Below are 21,749 nucleotides of genomic sequence, written 5' to 3' on the forward strand. Positions count from 1 at the left end.
TCATGTTGTTTTATTTATATTCGCCAATGCCACCATATGCGTTAAGGCGGTTATAAAGCGTTTTAGTACTTATACCTAACATTTGTGCAGCCAATGTTTTATTACCTTGTACTTTATCGAGTGTTGCATGAATAAGCTCTTTTTCAACTTCTTCAATGGTTTGTCCTGCAGAAACCTGATTTTCCTGAGCTTGATTATTTACTCGTGAAAAAGGTGACTCTAGGTTATCAGGCAGTGCCACATCGCTTGTTTGTGGATCGCTCATAATAAAAGCGCGATGAATTGCATGACGAAGTTCACGTACATTACCTGGCCAGTCGTACGTTTGCAGCTCTTTAAGTTGCTCGTTAGCCCAAGCAAACGCTGTACCATTTTCATCGTTCAACTGCTCTAAAAATGCTTTTGAGAGTAATGGAATATCTTCTTTTCGCTCTCGTAGTGGCGGTATATCAATTGGAAAAACAGCGAGCCTAAAGTAAATATCTTCACGTAAAATATTATTCTGCGCTAAATCGGTAAGGGAGCGATTAGTCGCTGAAATAACACGGCAATTTACTGGTAACTCACGATTACCGCCAACCCGTGTTACTTTTTTAGTTTCAAGTACACGCAGTAAATTAGGCTGCATATCAATCGGCATTTCAGTGACTTCATCAAGAAATAACGTTCCGCCATCGGCTTGTTCAAACACGCCCTCTTTACGGGCAATGGCACCGGTAAATGCGCCTTTTTCGTGACCAAATAATTCACTGCCAATAAGCTCTTTTGAAAGGGCGCCACAGTTGCTAGCAACTAAAGGTCCTTCGCATTGACTGGCATTATGAATCGCTTGCGCTACCACCTCTTTACCTGCTCCGCTTTCACCCATAAGCATAACGTTAGCATTGGTTTTAGCTACGCGCTCTATCATAGTATAGAGCTTTTGCATTGCCTCAGATTCACCAATTAAGGTATCAAAATGATGGGTGATAGCGTTTTTCTTAGCTTTTTTAACAGTTTTTTTAGGACCATTTAAAACCAGTTCTAAATCTTCTCGCTGCAGCGGCTTTAATAAATGCGTTACATTGGGCTCACACATATCGGCTAAAATCCCCTTAACCGATGGGTGCCCTGAAATAAGAGTGACTTTAGGAGATTGACCAATCATTTTTAAATGATCTAATAAATGCAAGCCGCTACCATCGGGTAACATGAAATCCAGTAATACATGATCAAAGGAATTATTCTCAAACCACTGATGCGCTTCTTCTAAACTGGTTGCAGTTTGAATATTATGCCCAAGAAACTCAACAATATGACAAATAACATCACTAAATTCGATGTCGTCATCAACTAAAAGTATATTTAACATGATTAATCCCTATGCTTTTTTATTATTCTACTCACCCCTTTAAACAAATGAAAGGTATTCAGAGCAGGACTAAAACAATGACATTTTATTTTTTAATAGTTCGCCATTATAACTACAGATATATGTATAAACGCTTAAATTAACAATCTTTTCAGTTAATTACTTTTTAACAATGAAGTAATTAATACAACCAACTGATATAATTTACCTTTATTGCTGGAGTCGTTATGCGCCTATTAAAAACCACTATTCACCCCACTATTAATATTACTCAAGGTCGTCAGTTTACTCGCCCTACTGCTCGCGCAATTGTATTTAAACAGCAGTACATTTTATTAATGTACACTCAGCGCTATGACGATTTTAGTTTACCCGGTGGTGGCGTAGACTTACACGAAAGCATTGAACAAGGACTTATCAGAGAGCTTAATGAAGAAACTGGCGCGCAAAATATAAAAATCTGCAGTGAGTTTGGCCTCTATGAAGAATATCGTCCTTGGTACAAAGATGACTTTGATATTATTCATATAAAGTCATACTGTTATGTATGCGAAATTAACGAACAACTCGGCCAAGCACAGCTTGAGCACTATGAGCAACAAAATGGTATGCAAGCTAAATGGGTAAATATTTTTGAGGCGATAGCTCACAACGAACGCACATTAGCTAATAGCGATAAACAAGGATTGTCGATTATTCGAGAAACCTTTTTATTAAAAGAAATTGCCAAACAGTTCTTTTAATAAGTTTACATTGCTGCATTTTACGTTCCTACTTGAGGTTCAGCAAGACTTTTTTACTAATATAAAATCGATATAAACCAAATAAGTTACTACTTAAAAATAGGCTTTCCATAATTATTGCCACAGGGGAGCCAGCAAAAATATTATGCGTTATCCAAAAAGAGGTTCCCACCACCATACATAACCTCAAGTGCAAGTCTCTATTTTGAAATGAAGCAATGGTTTGTATTAATGTCGCCACCAGCGCAAAGCCACTAAACCAATCTTGCCATGTTAAATAAACGGCTAAACAACTCACTGCCATAAATCCAAACATGGCCCAAGTATGCTTAAAGTATATGCAGTAAAAATAACGTAACGCGGCAATAAGCATTAAGCAGCCGGCACTGTTATAACCCAAAATAAAAAAGTGGACTGAGGTTAATAACACAGAGGTAAATAAACAACATAAGATAATGCGTCGGGACTTAAACTGAAATGAAGCTAAGTCGAGTAAAGTCGCGACGGCAACCAATGATTGGGCAATTAAAAACATAACACTCCAAGGCATTAAGGCTTAAAAATGGGGAGTGTATAGTGCTTTATAAAAACAGCACTTAACTTAAGTTAAGTCGCTTACGAATTCGTGATAACGAAATAGCCGAAATACCTATATACATAGCCACTTGGCTTAAGCTTAACTGCGCCAACCAATGCGGTTTATGTTTAAGCAAGTAACAGTATCGCTGCTCGGGGCTGTTGAGTAATAAAAATGCTTCTTTGGCTTCTTTAAATATTAGTTGCTGCGCAATGAGTTGCTGCTTAATGAGTTGGTACTGTGCTTGCTCAAATAGTGTTAGCGGTACTTTAATTACACTTGCCTCATTAATTACTTTTAATTGGTAAAAAGCGGGGCTTGAGGTCATCCAATTGGCAAACAGCAATGCAAACTCATTTTTAAAATAAAACTCTTTGCATTTTTGCCCGCCATCAATATCATCATGAATAGCACCTAAAACCCCCTCCACAATTAAATAGCCATAACGCTGTACATCGCCTTGGGGCAATAACACGGTATTGCGCGCGACAAGCTGTTGAGGGTAAATACCTGCCAATTGTGTTTTAAGCTTATTTATAAGCACTTCGTAACTATCGCCAAGCGATAAAAGTGGGTTATCAGGCATTAAACATTACCATTTTTTCATTAAAATATGCGTAATATCCGCAGCTGATACCCCCACCCGAGGCACATACTTTTGACCACACCATAAAGGCGAAAAATCACTTTGGCCTGCTTTTTCAGCGCATGTTCTTAATGCAGTTATTGCGCTACTAGCGTGAGGAAACGAAGGCACGCCCTCTGGCATAGTACCTAACTCGAGCATGACGCGGTTTTGAATCCCCCGCGCAGCCCGACCTGAAAACAAAGTAGTTAGTGCGGTGCTATCTTGAGCCTGCTCTAAAATAGCTTGCTGATGTAAAGCAGATGTTTTTGCCTCTTTACATAATAAATAAGCGCTACCAACTTGAACTCCACTGGCTCCCAGCACTTTCATATGCTTAACATCATCTGGCGTTGCAATACCTCCTGCAGCAATAATCGGTAATGATAAATGCTCAACACAACGCTTAACTAACTGCTCAGTGGTTTGTTGCAAGCTTAAATCCATTGATAAAAAATGCCCTCGATGCCCTCCAGCTTCTAAACCCTGAGCAATAACAGCATCAGCGCCATTTTCACTGAGCCAAATAGCTTCATCTAAAGTGGTCGCCGTTGAAATTACTTTAGTGCCCCAGCTTTTTATTTGCGCCACAATAGCGTGCTTAGGTAAACCAAAATGAAAACTCACAACCGCCGGTTTATAGGATGCAATAATATCAACAACGGCTTGGTTTATAGGCTGACGGGATGCCCCTGCGGTTAAACTTTGCGGGTCAATTTCATACTCTGCAAAATAAGGTGCCAGCATATTATGCCATAGCTGCTTTTGTTCGTTCGTGTAATCAGCAACCCTATGACAAAAAAAGTTAAGATTAAAAGGTTTCGTTGTTTTTTGGCTAAGTACTTCTAGCTGCTCAATTAATTGTGCTGGTGATAACATGGCGCAAGGCAAAGAGCCTAACCCTCCAGCCTCACTCACAGCAAGAGCAAGTTGCTCATTTTGAACACCCGCCATAGGTGCCTGAATTATCGGTAAATCGATATTAAACAATGACTGTATCATCTAACTACTCCCTGTAACTTTTTCAACAACTTGCAGTATTTACAGAACCATAGCAAAAACAACGAACAAACAAAATCTAGATTTTTGTATAAAGTAATATAAAAACCATTATTAACAAAAAGTTATGAATTTTTATAAACTATCGCCCAACTGGCTTTGGTTTTGCACCTATCCTATTACATAATTTGTTAGGAGGTAAAATGAGTAACACAGTAGATACGATCAATCCCGCAACCGAGCAAGTCATCAATAGCTATACGCTGCTTTCTCAAGCTCAAGCAGAACAAGTGATCGAAAAGTCTCATGAAACATACTTAACATGGCGATTAACCTCGTTTACTGAGCGAGCTAAATACCTGAATAAGCTAGCCTCTTTATTTGAAGAGCAAAAAGAAGCGCTTGCTAAACTGATGACCGAAGAAATGGGTAAAGTGTACGAACAAGGCTTTCAAGAAGTGCAGCTTTGTGCTGACATTTGCCGTTATACCGCAGAACATGGCGCCGATATGCTGAGCGACGAAGAACGCGATATGCAAGGCGGTCGTGCAATTATAAGTTATCGCCCCACAGGCGTGTTGCTAGGTATTCAGCCATGGAACTTCCCACTTTATCAAGTTATTAGATACAGTGCCGCAAATATTATGGCGGGTAATACCACGGTATTAAAACACGCGGGCAATGTGTTTGGTATGGCTGAAAAAATAGATACCTTATTTAAACAAGCTGGGTTCCCTGAGCATTGCTTTAGTAACTTACTAATTGACGGAAAAACAGCCAGCGCACTTATCTCTCATAAACACATTAGTGGCGTTACCTTCACAGGAAGTGATGGCACAGGCAAAAAAGTAGCTGAGCAGGCCGGTAAGCACGTTAAAAAAACGGTATTGGAGCTTGGCAGTAACGATGCTTATGTTGTACTTGATGATGCTGACCTCGCACTGGCAGTTAAAACCTGTTTGCAGGGCCGCATTATTAACAATGGCCAAACCTGTGTGGCTGCCAAGCGTTTTGTGGTAGTTGACTCATTATACAATGACTTTAAAGAAGCACTGAGCCAGCAATTTAAAGCAATTAAAATGGGCGACCCTATGGATAAAGATACTGAACTGGGCCCTATGGCACGAGAAGATTTACGCGACAAAATTCATCAGCAAGTGCAAGACTCGGTAAATGCAGGCGCAAAAGTAATTGTAGGCGGCGAAATTCCGCAGCAAACAGGCTATTACTACCCACCTACAGTACTAGAAAATTTATCACCAGGGATGCCTGCATATGATGACGAATTATTTGGCCCTGTGGCATCTTTGATTAAAGCCAAAGATAATGACGACGCTATGCGTATTGCCAACGACTCCCGTTATGGACTAGGCGGCGGCATCTTTTCAAAAGATGAGAAAAAAGCCATTGAGCTGGCTAAAAAGCATTTTGATACCGGTATGATCAACATAAACGGTTACGGACTCGCACAACCGAACCTACCATTTGGCGGTGTTAAAGACAGTGGCTATGGCAGAGAACATGGCGGCTTTGGTATTCGCGAGTTTGTGAATGTTAAAAGCATCATGATTAATAGCTAATATCAGGTATCTGGTTAATAAAACTAAACACCGCGCTTGTAATAAGCGCGGTGTTTTTTGCCTGATAAATCTAAAAACCTGAATTGGGCTGTTTTAAAAACTCGCGTTCTTCTTCTGTAGACTCCCGCCCCAGTATTTTATTACGATGCGGGTAACGATTAAATTTATCGATAATCGCTTTATGTTGATACTCAAAGTCTAAGTTATTTTGAATACCTAACGCCTTAAATAACCGGACTGCTTCCTTATGAATTAACTGCGATTCGCTGTGCATAAAAGGCATATACAAAAATACTCGCTGCTCATCCGTCAACTTCTTATCAAACCCTTTTGTAATGGCCGATTGTGCTAACGCTAAAGCCATTGAATCACAGGCGAATGATGCTGGCTTGTCACGATAAATATTTCGCGAGAACTGATCAAGCACGATAATTTCAGCTAGGCTGCCTAATGCACTCTCACGCCATTGAAATAACTCACTCGCACTCGCTTGCTGGTGTAATTGGCCAAAACGAGCCTGAATCATCAAATCAAACGCCTCGTCTTTTTGCCACCACTGCTTTGGCTCAAGCTCTGTAAACCAAAAGTTGATAATTTTATTAAACATAATGAATCTCTTTGTTAATTAACACTCAACTAAATAGCTCGCTATATAAAATCCCGCAAATTTAAAAAGCACGACCCTAATGTATTAATTTTGCCTTTCGCCTAAAGCCTTTAACCTAACACCTGTACTTAATCTAGCCTTTTTCAAACCTAGGCACTTTACGTTTATCGGCTTTGCTCATAGCAAGCTCTTGTATGTCTTGCTGTTTAAGCTCGCTGGGCTTTGTTTCGAGTGATTGCTGATTAGCATCTTCATAAACAAGTTCGGTAAGCAGAGCAAAGTGATCGGAGCCATATTTAGCAACACGTTTGATACGCTTTACAGTAAAACCTGTAGAGTGAAATAAGTGATCGAGCGGCCAGCGCATAAAAAAGTAACCAGCATGAAAAGTGTTATAAAAGCCCCGTCCTTTACGTGGGTCTAAAAAGCCACTGATTTGCATAAATAAACGGGTGCTGCGTGACCAAGCTACATCATTTAAATCGCCGGCGACTATCGTTGGGCGGCTTGGATTTTTAAGCGCTTTAGCCACCATTATTAGTTCGCTATCGCGCGGACGCGATGAATCTTTTTCTGTTGGGCTTGGTGGCGCGGGATGAATAAAATGCCCCTGCATTTTTAGCCCTTGATGGTTTTCAAATAAAATATGAATAGAAGGAATATCATCTTCTATAAGTTCACAAATTTGTGCATCGAGTATGTTAAATTTACTAAATACATGCATGCCGTAACGATTATCTTTTGGGCACTGTACTTGATAAGGGTAGTTTTTTTTAAGCACAGATAACTTATCTTGCCACCAGCTATCGCTTTCTAGAGTGATGAGTAGGTCGGGTTCATAGGTATTAACAAGGCTAATGAGCTGCTCACTATTGTGGTTCGACATAAGTACATTAGCCGACATAATACGAATGCTGTGGTTGATATTTTCCGGTGCGCTTTGCACCTCTTTTTTAGCAAGCCATGTATAAGGATAAATCCACTTAGCTTGAAGCGCACAAATAATTAAAGCAACAGCCGCTATTAATGAGTATGCAATAAAGTCGATTTGCCACATACCTATTAGTGCAACGATAATTACAGCGCTTGCTAGGTAACACACCTGCAAGCGCACAAAATCGCAGCTACGGACTAAATAATGCTGACTGTATGACAGCGGCAATAAGGTTATTAACAACAAAAAGCCAGTAATTACCGCCAACACTATGAGCATTTATAAGTCCTTATATGGTACCTAATGGCGCTGTAAAATAGAGAGAATTTCACGAGTGTCGTGCACTAGATGAATAATAGTGCGATCAACTTCTATTCGCACTGTGTCTCTTTCTCGGTCTATTACTCTAGCACGCTTATAAATATCATGCTCGAGGATATCGCCTTGATGATAACGGGTGTGCCATCCTGGTGGAGTCCACCCTTGGCGAATTAAATGCCTTGCTTGTTTTTTAGAGATTCGTTTTTTGTCATGGTATTGGTTATATTTATGCTTTTTCCAGTGGTGTTTATTCGCATGCTTATTTTCATGTTTGTCTTTGTGTGGCACTGCAAATGCGTTTGTTGCCGTTAGCGTAAAAACCATTAATAAAATACTTATTAGTGTTTTCATGGCTGTTCTCCAGTGTGGTTATTACTGAAGATTATTAACGCTTAAGCCTGAACAACACATGAAACCCTAAAGTTAGCGCTGTTTGTACTGTGTTTTACAATGACTGCGCATAATCGCGGGGTCGCGCAACTTTAGGTGTTTAGTTTTACGCCCGGCATGGCGCTTACGCCACACTTTAAATGAGCCGCTAGATATGTGGTCACGCATGAAATTAACTAACTGAGAGTAATTTAGCCCATAAAGATTTTCAATGGCTTCAAACGGTGTTCTATCTTCCCATGCCATTTCTATAATCCGTGATTGCTGTTCTTGGTTAAACATATTTATTCCAAATTGGGTTAATACGCAAAAGTTAAATTTAGCGATCATCACTTGCTTGTGATGTTAAAAATATAACCTCTTTTTATTTATTAACTTTAATTAAGTGTATGATAAACCTACATACTGAAACTGGGGCTTAAAGGATGTTTACAAAACTACCTAAGTGGGTTGAATATGGTGCATTTACCCTCGCTTTTATTGCCGGTATGGTAAACGCTGTAGGCTTATTAGGATTTGAACAGCAAGCAATTTCTCATGTTTCGGGGTCGATTACCTCATTAGCTATTGAACTTACTACCAACATCAATGCAGCGTTATTTTTAATTGCGATTGTACTGAGTTTTATATTTGGCTCGGCATTAACAGGGTTAATGCTCTCAGGCGGGTCACTTAAGTTAGGACGCCATTACGATACGCTCTTATTTATTGAGGGTATTTTACTGCTGTTAAGCGCACAGCTACTTCAACATTCGTATCCTTACTCACTTACACTCGCCTCTGCCGCCTGCGGCTTACAAAATGCTTTAGCCACTAACTACAGCGGCGCAGTTGTGCGAACCACTCACTTAACCGGTATATTTACCGACTTAGGGTTAATGTTTGGAAAAGCCCTAAAAGGACAAACATTCGATACTAGAAAGTGCATTGTTTTTGTATTAATTATTGCCGGTTTTTTAACCGGCGGAGTGGTAGGCGTATTGCTATTTAAACATTACTCAGTGCTGACTTTAGTTGTGCCCGGCATTTTTTGTATTGTTTTATCGATTACTTATCGGGTTTATAGGTTGAGTGTGCTTTAACCAATTCACAAAATCCCCTACCCTAAACTTATCAACTTGCCGATGTGCTGGAATTTATGAAATATTACTATTTACCCTCTTTATTGTTATGCAGTCAGTTAAGTTTAATTAATAGTGCGTGTGCTGAAGATACCGCGCAATCAATTGAACGTATCACAACCACAGCATCACGTAGTGAAGCGCTTTCCACCCCATTACCTTTGGTGATCAGTGTATTAAGCGAATCACAGCTTGAGCTTATTGCCCCTACCCATGTAGAAGAAGCACTGCAACGCGTTGCAGGTGCCAATGTACAACGTGGTAATGGTCAAGAGTATTTACCCGCCCTGCGCTCGCAGGTGCTTTCTGGTACGGGGGCTTGTGGAGGGATTTTAACTGCTGAAGATGGTATTGCACTTCGTGCAGCTGGGTTTTGTAATATTAATGAGCTATTTGAAGCACATAGTGAGATGGCACAGCGTATTGAAGTATTAAAAGGCCCAGGCACTGCACTGTATGGCTCAAATGCAGTGCATGGCGTAATTAACGTCATTACACCAGACACGACCCAAGGTGGTGGTTTACTGGGTGTTGATTATGGCTCTTACGGTTATGCTCGCTATAAATTGCGTGCAGGCCATGCTATGGATAATTCAGGGTTCGGTATTAATGCCAGCTTTACCGATGATGGCGGTTACCGAGATGATGAAAGCGTTAAACAACAAAAAATAAATGTGCGACATCGATACGCTAACAACAACTTAAGTTTAATATCGGGGTTGACCTATACCGACTTAGACCAACAAACCGCAGGATATATTAGTGGCTTTCAAAGCTATAAAGATGAAGATATTGCACAGCAAAATTTTGATCCTGACGCCTTTAGAAAAGCTCGCTCGCTTAGGGCTTGGAGTAAAGTAAGCTGGCAATTAGGTGAGAACACGCTTGTTGTTACTCCTTATCTTCGTGACCAAAGCATGGACTTTTTCAAACACTTTTTACCCGGTACTCCGCTCGAAAAAAACAGTCAAACAGGGTTTGGCCTACAATCGCTTTATCAACATTATGTGAACGACAATACCAACCTAAAACTTGGTTTTGATGGTGAGTTTACTCAAGCCGATTTTTTACAAACCCAAGATAAACCGACTCAAGGTTCTGCGTTTTTAGTAGCCACAGTGCCGCAAGGTAAACATTACGATTACCAAGTTGACGCCACCTTATATGCTCCATTTGCCGCTATTGATTGGCAACTAAATAATTGGCTTATAACCGCAGGACTGCGTTATGAGCACATGCAATATGACTATCAAAATAATATGCTTGCAGGGCGTACAAAAGAGGATGGCAACGAATGTGGTTTTGGTGGCTGTCGTTATAGCCGCCCCGAAAGCACTAAAAACAGCTTTAGTAATCTTTCGCCAAAACTCGGGGTGAGCTATCAGCTTAATACTAACAATACATTATACGCTAATTTTTCAAGAGGCTATCGAGCCCCCCAAGCGGCTGAGCTCTATCAATTACAACGCGAGCAAAGTACTGCCGACTTAGACGCAGAAATAGCTAATAATGCTGAGATGGGTATTAAAGGGGTGTACAACAATACTCGCTATGGCTTATCGATGTATGCGATGAGCAAGCACAATACCATCTACCGCGACAGTGACTTTTTTACTGTTAATGACGGCCAAACTCGGCATCGCGGTATTGAGCTTGAATTAGCGCATAGCTTTAATCAGCACTTATCTGTTAATTTTGCAGGCACCTATGCCAAGCATACGTACTCGAATGAGCAAGTTATTGGCAGCATTAATATTAAAGGTAACGATATTGATACCGCACCTCGAAAGGTTGCTAATATCGATTTTAACTGGCAAGCCAACGAGAGTATTAGCCTTGCGCTGCAATGGCACTATGTGAGCCGCTACTTTTCCGACCCTGAAAACTTACATGAATATCAAGGCCACGATATTTTAAGCTTGCGCGGCCAGTGGCAAATTAGTCCACAGCTATTACTGAGTGCCCGAATTATAAACTTAACTAACACAGCCTACGCTGAGCGCGCCGATTACACCAGCTTTACTGGGGATCGTTACTTCCCAGGTAAACCACGTAATGCCATGTTGTCTGTAAGTTACCAGTGGTAAAACAAAAAATGCGCTATATAAATTATATAGCGCATTCCTTTTATACGTTTATTTCTACTTATCGAACGGCCAGTACAATTAAACCAGGCACCACAAAGAACGATCCTAGTATATAGCCTAATGCTGCTGATTTATTATTTGTACCAATTTCGGCTAGCTTTTCAGCAAGTTTTAGCGGTATTTCACGCAGCACAGGAACGCCGTAAATAAGTGCAACTGCAAATACATTAAACATAACGTGTACCAATGCAATTGTTAGCGCAACCTCAGCCATAGGCCCTGTAATTGATGTGGCCGCTAATAAAGCAGTAATGGTTGTACCAATGTTAGCTCCCAGTGTGAATGGGTAAATTTGACGCGTAGTAAACACACCACTTCCAGCAAGTGGGATCATCAAACTGGTTGTCGTTGATGATGACTGAACCATAATTGTTACTGCCGCACCTGATGTGATACCCGCGATAGGCCCGCGCCCAATGGCTCCATGCAGTATATCTTTTGCAGTGCCAACCAGCGCTTTTTTAAGTAATTTACCTAATGTAGTTACGGCAAATAAAATCAAACAAATACCTGCAATAACCATCGCTGCACCTAGCATTTTTGTATCTAAAAAACTAAATGCATCTTTTATTACGCCCACAGCTGGTTTTACGAGTGGTTTAATAAAGTTGTAGCTCTTTAATGATAAGTCGGCATCACCAATAAATAAGTGCGATAAAGCAGCAGACATTTTTTGCAGCAAACCAAACATTATTTCTAGCGGTAAAAATATAATAACGGCAAATAAATTAAAGAAATCATGAACAGTTGATGCCGCAAATGCACGTTGGAACTCTTCTTTAGAGCGAATATGGCCAATAGACACTAAGGTGTTAGTAATAGTGGTACCAATATTTGCACCCATCACCATTGGAATAGCAATACTTAACGGTAAACCGCCAGCAACTAGCCCCACTATAACTGAGGTAACCGTTGATGATGATTGCACTAAAGCGGTTGCTAAAGCACCTAATAATAATGCGATAAACGGGTTGGTTGCGAATGCAAAAATCTCTTTCGCTCCCTCAGTACCGCCCGACGCTAATTTAAAACCACCACTGACAGTGCCAACGGCTACAAGGACTAAATAAACTAAAAAGGCGATAGCAGCCCAGTTAAGCGTTTTTATTAATAGCGTATTGCGCTTTGATTCACTCATGTTTAAATCTCAGTTTTGTCTTACCGATTATGGCATTTTGATGACGTTTTTGTTTCAGAGCGCATTAGAACACCTAAATATTACAGAAATATTTCAATTCGATTAACGTGCTTTTTTATTCATAACATAAAAACATAAGGGTGAAAAATTGAGTATAAGGCAAGCCATAACTCTAAAAAAAATCAATTAAAATCAAAAAATTAAACTTAGTATTCAATTACATAACAAAGCGCTAAGTGGCATCAATTAAGGACTAAATTTAAAAAGCTCTGAGTAATAGATTAAGTAGGTACTAAAGGGAAGTTTTATAAGCTTTATCTGATTTTACTAGGGGTATTGCCTAGCCTTAGGCTAGGCAAGGTTAATAAAGCAGCAACCTCGAAGATTGAGTAAAAACAAGCTTTATGATTGATACAAATTAGCTTTTTTTATACTAGCAAAATCGTTAAAACGCACACCGTGCTGGCGCATCACTTCAAGAATTTTTTTGCTAATCATTTGACGTAAATAAAACGGCTGATTCGGCACAAAATGATGAATTGTGTGGGTGTGGCCAAAGTTAAAGCAAAACAAATTAAACGGCATAAACAAACGGCTAGTAATTACGTGAGTTTGCTCAAGCATATTATTAACACCGCCGTAATAATGCATACTGGAGGTAACAAAATTAAGTGAGCTCGAACGTACAATGTTAGGCACTATCAGCACCACCATTAAAAACTCGAACACATTCATTACATCGAGCAATAATGCCGGTGAGTTAGCCGCAATTGGGGTAAATAAATTAATTAAATGAAACCCTATCACACTGTATAAAATAGCAAAATAAGCAGTAGTAATTGGAAAACCTGCGTTAAACACTTTAAAAAAGCTAAACCCTTTAATTTCTTTACTAAAACGTTTTGCGTTAATTAATAAACCAAGCAATCCATCAACAATCACCAATGCACGTAAAAACGGGTTTTTAATACCATTACCTACCAAACGTTCTTCTAGGTCTTGCTCAGTGCCCGACGTTTTGTGGTGATGCAAATGCATCTTGCGACGATACCACGGGCTAATCGTATTAGGGCGCATCAACCACACAGTAAACATCATAAAATTGTGTAAAAAAGGCTGGTTGCTAAAGTACTGCTTATGAATAAGATCGTGCTCAAGCTCGTGCGAAATAGAGGTGGCTATAGCGGCCAATACAATACAAAGCCAAGCAGGGATAATGGCAAAGTAATACAAAGTACCAACCCCAATTAACGCACTTAGCGAGAGCAATAAGATAGCCATTCCCAAGGTGTTTTGATGCATTAACAATGGATGTTTTTGACGAAGCAGCGCTTCTTCCGCCTTAATCGCTTTAACAATGGCTTGAATATTCTGTTTTGCGGTCAATTGAGTCATGATGTTTTATTCGCAACAAGAGGTTGAGGTATATAATATCCGAGTAAAAAACTCAGTACAAAGTAATTTAATACTAATTAATTTACGGGGAAAAAAAGTATAAGATCATAATCAAATTAAATATCTCACTTTCTTAGCGCGTGCTATTGGGGCATTTTAAAGCACTTATAAAGCCACATTATACTTTTTAAGAAGCATTTTTTGTTTATCTCCTTTGATAGATAAACGACCACTGTTCCATATATTTATTAGCGTTTGCCTTCTTTCTGCGGGCATTTTATTTGAAAAAATAGGTATTTCAACCAATTTATTTTCTAAGCCTGGACGCACTATTTTTAATCCATTGTTCCAATCAAATCGATTCAACATGTACTGTAAAACCAGCATATTATCTGCATATAGATCGATTCTTCCCGCTTTAATCATCTGAAAAATCCGTTCTACCACATCGCTAGAGCCCGCGATTACTTCCACTAAATCAGAATTATTTGGATCATCAATATAATTTTGATAATCAACACTTACCGAGCTGTAATCCCACCCAGGCCCTGTTGCAACACGCTTTCCTTGTATGGATTGAATCCCATCATAGCGCCAGGATTCATCCTGCCTAACAACAAAAGCAGTTGGATATGCAAATGTTGCCTCTGAGGCGTACTCGAAACCCACTTCGATGTCTTGCGAAAATAAATATTCTGGCAACATATCGCAAAGACCATCCGCAACCATATCGAGCCCCCTTGCCAAAGGCACTTCGTAATATTCTAATTGATAGCCTTTTGATGTATATATTTGCTCTAGCATATCAATCACAAAGCCGCGGGCAGGAAAACCCTCTGACGGAAATATGGTCATAGGAGGCCATTGGTCGTAGCAAACTTTTAATGTATTGGCATGACTAAAATTACCTATACTCAATGCTAACAATAAGGATATAAGCAGCACTTGAGAGATCTTTTTTTTACCTTTAAACATTTTATTTTTCAACACGATCACGTCCTTTGTCTTTAGCGCAGTAAAGCTTCAAGTCAGCGACTTTGAATAACTCAGTAACTGAGCAGTCTTTTAGCTCGGATGAGGCAACGCCTATGCTTACAGTATAGATTACAGTTTCACCATCAACTTCTAAGGTTGAATCAACCACAGCCTTTCTTATTTTATTAGCGAGTTTGAACGCGTTATCAAGCCCTGTATTTGGAAGAAATAGTGCAAACTCCTCTCCACCCACTCTACCAATAAGGTCAGACTCTCTTATCATGCTCTGAACTGTGTCGGTAAAATGAATAAGCACCTTATCACCAACAAAATGTCCATACGTATCGTTAATGTTTTTAAAGTAGTCTAAGTCAATTAAAATAAAAGATGCGGGTAATTTCTGTCGCTGAGAAAGTTCTAGCAAATGATTTGCTGTATCAAAAAAGCTCCCCCGATTTAAAATACCCGTTAGAGAGTCTCTTGTTGCAAGCGTTTTAAGTTTTTCATTTAATACTTGTAGATCTTTTGTACGTTTTGTAACGGCTTCTTCCAGCCAATCTCGTTTAGATTTTTCATCCTCGAGTAATCGCTCCCGATCCCTTTCCATACTAAAGAGCATCGTATTCATATGATCTTGGAGCTGGCTGAGCTCGTTGTTTTCAATATGTGAAAGATTGATCCGTTTACGTACATTTTTACTTGATTGGACCTCATTAACTTGTTGCATCAATTCTTTTAAAGGCCTGGCTAGGTAACGATCGAAAGCCCAAATAAATAACCCAAACAAAATTGATAATTTTATCATTGCCGTAATAGCAATTAAGAAAAAACCAAATAAAACACGATCTAAAACCACCTCAGACGATGAATAGAGCACCAATGTGCCAAGAAAAACCCGTGTACCATTAAGCGTCCAATACAACTCAGATTTAGTTTCAAAAATTGAGAGAGGAAGTGAGGCTTGAGTGTAAGAACGTTTAGAAATCATGCTTTTGCCATGTTTGTCAAAAACATCAACTCCCTCAATAACCGGCATTTTAATAAGCCCATCAACGAGTACACCTAACTGAGTTTGGTCATATTGCCACAAACTCGTCGAAACAGGACCCTGAACAGTTTCTTGCAACTGTTTTAATTCATAGGAGATTGAGTTTTGTGTTTTTAAGTATTCAGTTAAAAACTGCATGCTTGTTATGAGGCAGGTTACAAACAAGTAGATAGAGAAAATAACGCGCATCATTTTTTTAGATAAACTGTTTGGACTACGGTAACTTGCAAACATTAACAATGGCACTTCTTAATAAACTTTATAGTTGAGCTTAGGTTAATTACATTCTTAATGGAAGCAAAGAACAGCATAAGGAATAAGTGTTCTCATTTCTGGCGGCTTTAGGCTATTCAAATTTAAGGCATAAAAAAACCCCAACTAATTTGGTCGGGGCTATAACGTATATAGCTGAATAAATAATTCATCCCTGAAGCTGCATCCATCGTTCATCCATGAACTCACTTCGAGTCACTGCGAAACTACGTTTCGGTTCACTCTCACACAGTGGCCGGACTTTTACTTATAACAGCGGCACCTCACGTGCCGCTCAAGTTCAGCCACTCAAATTTAAGGCATAAAAAAAACCCAACCAATTTGGTCGGGGCTATAACGTATATAGCTGAATAAATAATTCATCCCTGAAGCTGCATCCATCGTTCATCCATGAACTCACTTCGAGTCACTGCGAAACTACGTTTCGGTTCACTCTCACCCAGCGGCCGGACTTTTACTTATAACAGCGGCACCTCACGTGCCGCTCAAGTTCAGCCACTCAAATTTGAGGCATAAAAAAACCCCTGCTAAATCTAGCAGGGGCTATAAAAAGTGGTACCAGCGGCCGGACTTGAACCGGCACGCCTTGCGGCAGGGGATTTTGAATCCCCCATGTATACCAATTTCATCACGCTGGCATCATTTTTCTTTAACCTTCTAAACAAGAGAAGATAAAGAAAAACCACTTTAGAGTGAAAGATTATGTACCCTCTTCCATCTCATTGCTAAGCATTATACAAACAATAAGCAAAGCGGCAAGCGTTTTATGTATTAAGCATGATCAACCGCTTAACATTTAGGCAACCATTAACATTTGAGCCAATATCGAGTTAAGCACGTAGCGTAATAGGTAGTATTTGACGGCTTATTTGCTAAACTATCGCGCACATTAACATTGAGAGTATATTTATGTTGGCTGAGTTTCCACGGGCAGGATTTTGGCGCCGTTTTGCGTCATTGGTGTACGATACATTAGCTATTATCGCTTTTGCGATGCTAACGGTGGTATTGTATTTATTTGCTATTCAAGGGCTTATTTCCCTTGATGTTATTGCTCTTAATGGCGCTGAAGATGTCTCAGCACGTATTCAGGACTCACTGTTACTTTCAGGGATTCGCAGCTCACTGTTAGTTCTGGTTGGTTTGGTGTTTTTTGGTTATTTTTGGACTAAAAGCGGGCAAACAATTGGTATGCGTGCGTGGCGATTAAAAGTACAAACCCATCAGGGAAACTTAATTAGCTGGCCACAAGCCATTATCCGCAGTATCAGCGCATTGCTGGGTTTAGGTAATTTAGTGGTATTAGTGGATTTTAAAAATAAAAAAGCACTACAAGATTACCTATCAAAAACCGAAGTGGTTACGCTCACCAAAGAAGAAAATAAACGCGTTTATCGCGAACTATGATATCAATCCGCAATAATACTTAATTAAGCGAATTGGTATAATCTCAATCTAAAGAATAAAAAACGCGGCGCTTTTTACAAAGGCCGCGTTTTTTATTTAAGCTTTAAATTTAGTTATACCCGCTTATTCATTAAATAAGCTGCAAACCCTGTAAATAAGATGCTCGGCAAAACGGCGCCTATAATTGCAGGAATTTGATATACCATTACCACAGGCCCAAATATCTCATTGGTTAGATGAAACACAATACCGGTTACCACCCCCATAATAATTCGTGCCCCCATAGTTACAGTTCGCAGCGGACCAAATATAAACGACAAGGCAACCAACAACATTACGGCAATAGACACGGGCTGCATTAATTTACGCCAGAGCGCTAAATCATAGGTGCTGGTGTCTTGCTCATTTTGTTGTAAGTAAGCTAAATATGACCATAGCCCTGAAAACGACAGTGATTCTGGTTTTACCGATACCACGCCTAGCTTTTCGGCGGTAAGCTGCGAAGGGTAAAACTCTTCAGAAACTTGTTCAGTGGTAATTAACTCTTCGCTGATCATCACTTTATTTACATCGCGCAATAGCCAACCACTATCTCGCCCTACGGCTTCTTTTGCTTTGGTGATTTGTGTTAGTGATAACGATTTATCAAAATGATACATGTTAACGCCGCGCAGCATGCCATTTTGGTCAACATCTTCAATGTTAATGAAGTTATTACCATCTTTAGCCCATACTCCTTTTTGCGCATTAAACACATCACCACCATGAATCGCTTGATTACGCATTTCCTTAGCGTGCAGCTGTGCAGCAGGAGCGCCCCACTCGCCTAAAGCCATTACGCACAATGCCATAAAAATAGCTGTTTTCATTACTGAGCCAATAATTTGTAAACGCGACATCCCCGCCGCTTGCATTACTACCAACTCACTATTTGAGGCAAGCGCTCCTAATCCAGTTAAGCCACCAATAAGTGCAGCCATAGGAAAAAACACCACTAAATCATCTGGAATACTGTAAATAGTGTACAGCATGGCAGTCATTATATCGTAGCTCCCGCGCCCTACAGATTTAAGCTGCTCAATAAACTTTATTAATGTACTAATACCCACGAGCACCATTAACGCAAACCCTGTGGTTTGCAAAATGCTACGACCTAAGTACCAATCAAGTGTCTTCATCATAGGTTTTGCTCCCGCTTAGTGACGACAGCTTTAAGCCAAGCACCCAATGGACGACCTCTAATAATTAATAAGCTACCAATAAATAATGCACTTAAATGAATCCACCACAGTCCAATTGATGGCGGAATTTTGCCATCCTCTACTGCAAATTTGGCCGCATTAAGTAAAATAAAATAGCCTAAATACAAGCTGATAGCGGGTACCAATTTTGCAAATTTACCTTGGCGAGGGTTTACTACACTCAAAGGCACGGCCAGCAAAGTTAATAACGGAATGGAAAGTGGGATCGCTAAACGCCACTGCCACTGTGCAATTGCTTCGGGAGTATTAATTGACATAAGTTCACGGGTTGGCACAGCTTCTAATTTACGACGTTGATGCTCTATTTCTTGTTCGCGAATTTGTACGCTGTAACCATCAAACTCAGTTAAGTTAAGCGAAGGCGCTTCGCCATCAGTTTCGTAGCGTTTACCATCAGTAAGTACTAACTGCTGCTCACCATTTTGTGCTTCAATTACAACGCCTTGCTCAGCGTATACTAAACGCGCTAAATCGCCTTTTTCACTATCTGGTAACTGCGCAACAAATACTTTATTAAGTTCTTTGCCGCCATTTTCAATATTATGAATAAATACCACGGCTTTTTCGTTACCGGTTTGTTGAAAACGCCCAGCTCTAAGCGCCGATAATCCAGCATCCGCCTTTGCTTGCTCTTTTAATTGATATTCTTGCTCGCTAGCCCAAGGTGCAACATACAAGGTAAGTACCGCGGCGAGTAACGCTAAGATGACACTAGAAATAAGCGTAATGCGCACCACATACCACTCACTCACGCCACAAGCTTTAAGTACTGTCATTTCACTGTCAGCGTAAATACGGCTGTAAGCTAAAATAATTCCTAAAAATAAACTCAGGGGTAAAATTAATGATGCTAACTGTGGCAACTTAAGCGCAATCATTGAGAACACGAGTTTTGCTGGGATACTCCCCTCTGAGGCATCACCAAGAATAACAACAAACTTTTGCGACAAAAATATGGTCATCAAAGTTAAAAATACGGCGACCTGCGATTTTAAAACCTCAGTGGTCAAATAACGGAAAATTAGCAACATTCGCCCCTGTTAAACATGGAATTTCAATATAATAATAAAAAACGATGAGTGAACTAGTTAATTCACTCATTTTAAATGAGTATTAAGCACATATTATAAGCCATCAATATTAATTATCCTACCTAACATCACGATATAATGTTGCATTAGTTACCCTTAAGCATATAAAGTTCAAATACACAGTAAGAGTCGAGTAAAATCTACTAATATTAGCGCTAGACCTAAAAATTTAGGTAAAAAGACTAGAAAACACATTTTTAGTCCCAATTTAGCTTCTATAGATGACTCAAAATCAGGAGTGACAATGGAATTCAACGTAAAAAGTGGTAGCCCAGAAAAACAACGCAGTGCGTGTATTGTTGTGGGTGTATATGAACCACGCAGGTTATCCCCCATTGGTGAACAACTTGATAAAATTAGCGATGGTTATATCTCTAATTTATTACGCCGTGGCGACTTAGAAGGTAAGCCAGGACAAGTACTACTATTGCATCATGTGCCCAATATTTTAAGCGAACGTATTTTACTTGTTGGCTGCGGTAAAGAACGCGAGCTTGACGATAAACAATATAAGCAAATTATTTCTAAAACTATCAACACGCTAAACGAAACGGGTTCAATGGAGGCCGTGTGCTTTTTAACTGAACAACATGTTAAAGGGCGTGATACCTATTGGAAAGTACGTCAAGCGGTGGAAACAACACAAGATTGCCTTTACACCTTTAATCAGCTGAAAAGTAAAAAAGTAGACCCTCGCCGCCCACTACGTAAAATGGTATTTAACGTCCCTACTCGCCGTGAACTTACTATAGGCGAAAGTGCCATTGAGCATGGTTTAGCGATTGCAGCAGGTAGTAAGCTGTGTAAAGACGTTGCTAATATGCCGCCTAATATTTGTAATCCAGCGTACCTTGGCGAGCAAGCCAAAGAACTGGAAGCTAATTTTGATAACATCACTGTTGAGCTAATTGGCGAAGATAAAATGGCCGAACTAGGAATGAACTCATACCTAGCAGTAGGTCGTGGCAGCGATAACGAATCAGTTATGTCGGTAATTAACTACAAAGGCGCAGGCGATGACCAAGCGCCTATCGTTCTCGTTGGTAAAGGCTTAACCTTTGACTCAGGCGGTATTTCATTAAAACCAGGCGAAGGCATGGATGAAATGAAATACGACATGGGGGGCGCAGCTGGTGTTATTGGCGCTATGCGCTCACTTGCACAAATGCAGCTACCTATAAACGTAATTGGTGTTTTAGCCGGCTGTGAAAACATGCCAAGCTCAAACGCCTATCGCCCAGGAGACATACTAACAACTATGTCTGGGCAAACGGTAGAAGTACTTAACACCGATGCCGAAGGCCGTTTAGTATTATGTGATGCGCTGACCTATGTTGAACGTTTTGAGCCTGAAACCGTGATTGATGTTGCAACCTTAACCGGTGCGTGTATTGTCGCTTTAGGTGCCCATGCTACGGGTTTATTAGCTAATCATAATCCACTGGCGCATGATTTATTAAAAGCGTCTGAGCAAAGTGGCGATCGTGCATGGCAACTGCCATTATGGGATGATTATCAAGATCAACTTGAAAGCCCGTTTGCCGACTTTACTAATTTAGGTGGGCGCGCTGCAGGTACTATTACCGCGGCCTGTTTCTTATCTAAATTTACTAAAAAGTATAACTGGGCTCATTTAGATATTGCCGGTACTGCATGGCGCAGCGGCGCTAAAAAAGGCGCAACAGGTCGTCCTGTTCCTATGCTGACTCAGTATTTATTAAACCGAGCTGGTATTAGCGAAGCAACTCACGACTAACAAACCAAC

At 40.1% G+C, this 21,749-nt stretch carries 20 protein-coding genes and 1 tRNA gene; 6 read left to right on the plus strand and 15 right to left on the minus strand.

The annotated features are described in order from the left end of the window. Positions 1 to 10: 10 nt before the first annotated feature. Positions 11 to 1,351: a sigma-54 dependent transcriptional regulator gene (locus QL986_RS17185; protein WP_016900152.1), complete on the minus strand. Its 1,341-nt coding sequence runs from the start codon at positions 1,349 to 1,351 to the stop codon at positions 11 to 13. Positions 1,352 to 1,578: 227 nt separating this feature from the next. Between QL986_RS17185 and QL986_RS17190 the strand changes: the two genes are divergently transcribed. Continuing rightward, the gene (locus QL986_RS17190; RefSeq protein WP_013464184.1) at positions 1,579 to 2,094 is read left to right on the plus strand and encodes an NUDIX hydrolase; all 516 of its coding nucleotides are present in this window, start codon (positions 1,579 to 1,581) and stop codon (positions 2,092 to 2,094) included. A 28-nt stretch (positions 2,095 to 2,122) separates the two neighbouring features. Here QL986_RS17190 and QL986_RS17195 read toward each other — a convergent pair whose 3' ends face one another. The 3 genes from QL986_RS17195 to QL986_RS17205 form a co-directional block, all read right to left on the minus strand. Then, a complete protein-coding gene (locus QL986_RS17195; RefSeq protein ID WP_024601536.1) occupies positions 2,123 to 2,629 on the minus strand; it encodes a YgjV family protein in 507 nt (168 codons plus the stop codon). A gap of 61 nt (positions 2,630 to 2,690) precedes the next feature. Beyond that, on the minus strand, positions 2,691 to 3,257 hold the full coding sequence (locus QL986_RS17200; RefSeq protein ID WP_090494584.1) for a Crp/Fnr family transcriptional regulator: 567 nt from the start codon (positions 3,255 to 3,257) through the stop codon (positions 2,691 to 2,693). A gap of 6 nt (positions 3,258 to 3,263) precedes the next feature. After that, positions 3,264 to 4,298: a nitronate monooxygenase gene (locus tag QL986_RS17205; protein ID WP_290191754.1), complete on the minus strand. Its 1,035-nt coding sequence runs from the start codon at positions 4,296 to 4,298 to the stop codon at positions 3,264 to 3,266. Between the two features lie 200 nt (positions 4,299 to 4,498). Here QL986_RS17205 and QL986_RS17210 point away from each other — a divergent pair, with 200 nt between their 5' ends. Continuing rightward, positions 4,499 to 5,875 carry an NAD-dependent succinate-semialdehyde dehydrogenase gene (locus tag QL986_RS17210; RefSeq protein WP_016900150.1) on the plus strand — a complete coding sequence of 459 codons (1,377 nt, stop codon included), beginning with the start codon at positions 4,499 to 4,501 and terminating at the stop codon, positions 5,873 to 5,875. A 70-nt stretch (positions 5,876 to 5,945) separates the two neighbouring features. On the opposite strand, the gene QL986_RS17215 is transcribed toward QL986_RS17210, so the two are convergent. The 4 genes from QL986_RS17215 to QL986_RS17230 all read right to left on the minus strand — a co-directional run bounded on the left by QL986_RS17215 (position 5,946) and on the right by QL986_RS17230 (position 8,409). Further along, positions 5,946 to 6,482 (minus strand): DUF924 family protein, encoded by a 537-nt coding sequence (locus QL986_RS17215; RefSeq protein ID WP_290191755.1) that lies wholly within the window; start codon positions 6,480 to 6,482, stop codon positions 5,946 to 5,948. 133 nt (positions 6,483 to 6,615) lie between these two features. Next, on the minus strand, positions 6,616 to 7,695 hold the full coding sequence (locus QL986_RS17220) for an endonuclease/exonuclease/phosphatase family protein (RefSeq protein ID WP_290191756.1): 1,080 nt from the start codon (positions 7,693 to 7,695) through the stop codon (positions 6,616 to 6,618). Positions 7,696 to 7,716: 21 nt separating this feature from the next. Continuing rightward, entirely contained in the window at positions 7,717 to 8,088 is a 372-nt protein-coding gene (locus QL986_RS17225; RefSeq protein ID WP_024601530.1) for a hypothetical protein, read from the minus strand. 72 nt (positions 8,089 to 8,160) lie between these two features. Next, entirely contained in the window at positions 8,161 to 8,409 is a 249-nt protein-coding gene (locus tag QL986_RS17230; RefSeq protein WP_013464176.1) for a TIGR03643 family protein, read from the minus strand. Positions 8,410 to 8,552: 143 nt separating this feature from the next. On the opposite strand from QL986_RS17230, the gene QL986_RS17235 reads away from it, so the two are divergent. Beyond that, entirely contained in the window at positions 8,553 to 9,209 is a 657-nt protein-coding gene (locus QL986_RS17235; protein WP_138764997.1) for a YoaK family protein, read from the plus strand. A gap of 56 nt (positions 9,210 to 9,265) precedes the next feature. Next, positions 9,266 to 11,335 carry a TonB-dependent receptor gene (locus QL986_RS17240; RefSeq protein ID WP_138686749.1) on the plus strand — a complete coding sequence of 690 codons (2,070 nt, stop codon included), beginning with the start codon at positions 9,266 to 9,268 and terminating at the stop codon, positions 11,333 to 11,335. A 58-nt stretch (positions 11,336 to 11,393) separates the two neighbouring features. Here QL986_RS17240 and QL986_RS17245 read toward each other — a convergent pair whose 3' ends face one another. The 5 genes from QL986_RS17245 to QL986_RS17265 form a co-directional block, all read right to left on the minus strand. Then, on the minus strand, positions 11,394 to 12,533 hold the full coding sequence (locus QL986_RS17245) for a Na/Pi symporter (RefSeq protein WP_013464173.1): 1,140 nt from the start codon (positions 12,531 to 12,533) through the stop codon (positions 11,394 to 11,396). Between the two features lie 402 nt (positions 12,534 to 12,935). Beyond that, on the minus strand, positions 12,936 to 13,928 hold the full coding sequence (locus QL986_RS17250; RefSeq protein ID WP_013464172.1) for a fatty acid desaturase: 993 nt from the start codon (positions 13,926 to 13,928) through the stop codon (positions 12,936 to 12,938). Positions 13,929 to 14,093: 165 nt separating this feature from the next. After that, the gene (locus QL986_RS17255; protein ID WP_236613526.1) at positions 14,094 to 14,918 is read right to left on the minus strand and encodes a transporter substrate-binding domain-containing protein; all 825 of its coding nucleotides are present in this window, start codon (positions 14,916 to 14,918) and stop codon (positions 14,094 to 14,096) included. Then, entirely contained in the window at positions 14,905 to 16,185 is a 1,281-nt protein-coding gene (locus QL986_RS17260; protein WP_138686751.1) for a GGDEF domain-containing protein, read from the minus strand. Before QL986_RS17260 ends, QL986_RS17255 begins: the two co-directional genes overlap by 14 nt. Before the next feature lie 592 nt (positions 16,186 to 16,777). Further along, positions 16,778 to 16,862 (minus strand) — tRNA-Leu (locus tag QL986_RS17265). Positions 16,863 to 17,133: 271 nt separating this feature from the next. Between QL986_RS17265 and QL986_RS17270 the strand changes: the two genes are divergently transcribed. After that, positions 17,134 to 17,631, plus strand: a complete 498-nt coding sequence (locus QL986_RS17270; protein WP_024601524.1) for an RDD family protein — start codon at positions 17,134 to 17,136, stop codon at positions 17,629 to 17,631. A gap of 113 nt (positions 17,632 to 17,744) precedes the next feature. Here the strand turns inward: QL986_RS17270 and lptG are convergent, their stop codons facing one another. Continuing rightward, positions 17,745 to 18,812 (minus strand): LPS export ABC transporter permease LptG, encoded by a 1,068-nt coding sequence (gene lptG / locus QL986_RS17275; protein WP_016900139.1) that lies wholly within the window; start codon positions 18,810 to 18,812, stop codon positions 17,745 to 17,747. Beyond that, positions 18,809 to 19,921 (minus strand): LPS export ABC transporter permease LptF, encoded by a 1,113-nt coding sequence (gene lptF, locus QL986_RS17280; RefSeq protein ID WP_024601523.1) that lies wholly within the window; start codon positions 19,919 to 19,921, stop codon positions 18,809 to 18,811. The genes lptG and lptF overlap by 4 nt, the downstream gene beginning before the upstream one ends. A gap of 307 nt (positions 19,922 to 20,228) precedes the next feature. Here lptF and pepA point away from each other — a divergent pair, with 307 nt between their 5' ends. After that, positions 20,229 to 21,740, plus strand: a complete 1,512-nt coding sequence (gene pepA / locus QL986_RS17285; protein WP_016900137.1) for a leucyl aminopeptidase — start codon at positions 20,229 to 20,231, stop codon at positions 21,738 to 21,740. Positions 21,741 to 21,749 lie beyond the last annotated feature (9 nt).

It is taken from the genome of Pseudoalteromonas sp. APC 3250, from assembly GCF_030407915.1.
GTDB lineage: Bacteria > Pseudomonadota > Gammaproteobacteria > Enterobacterales > Alteromonadaceae > Pseudoalteromonas > Pseudoalteromonas tetraodonis.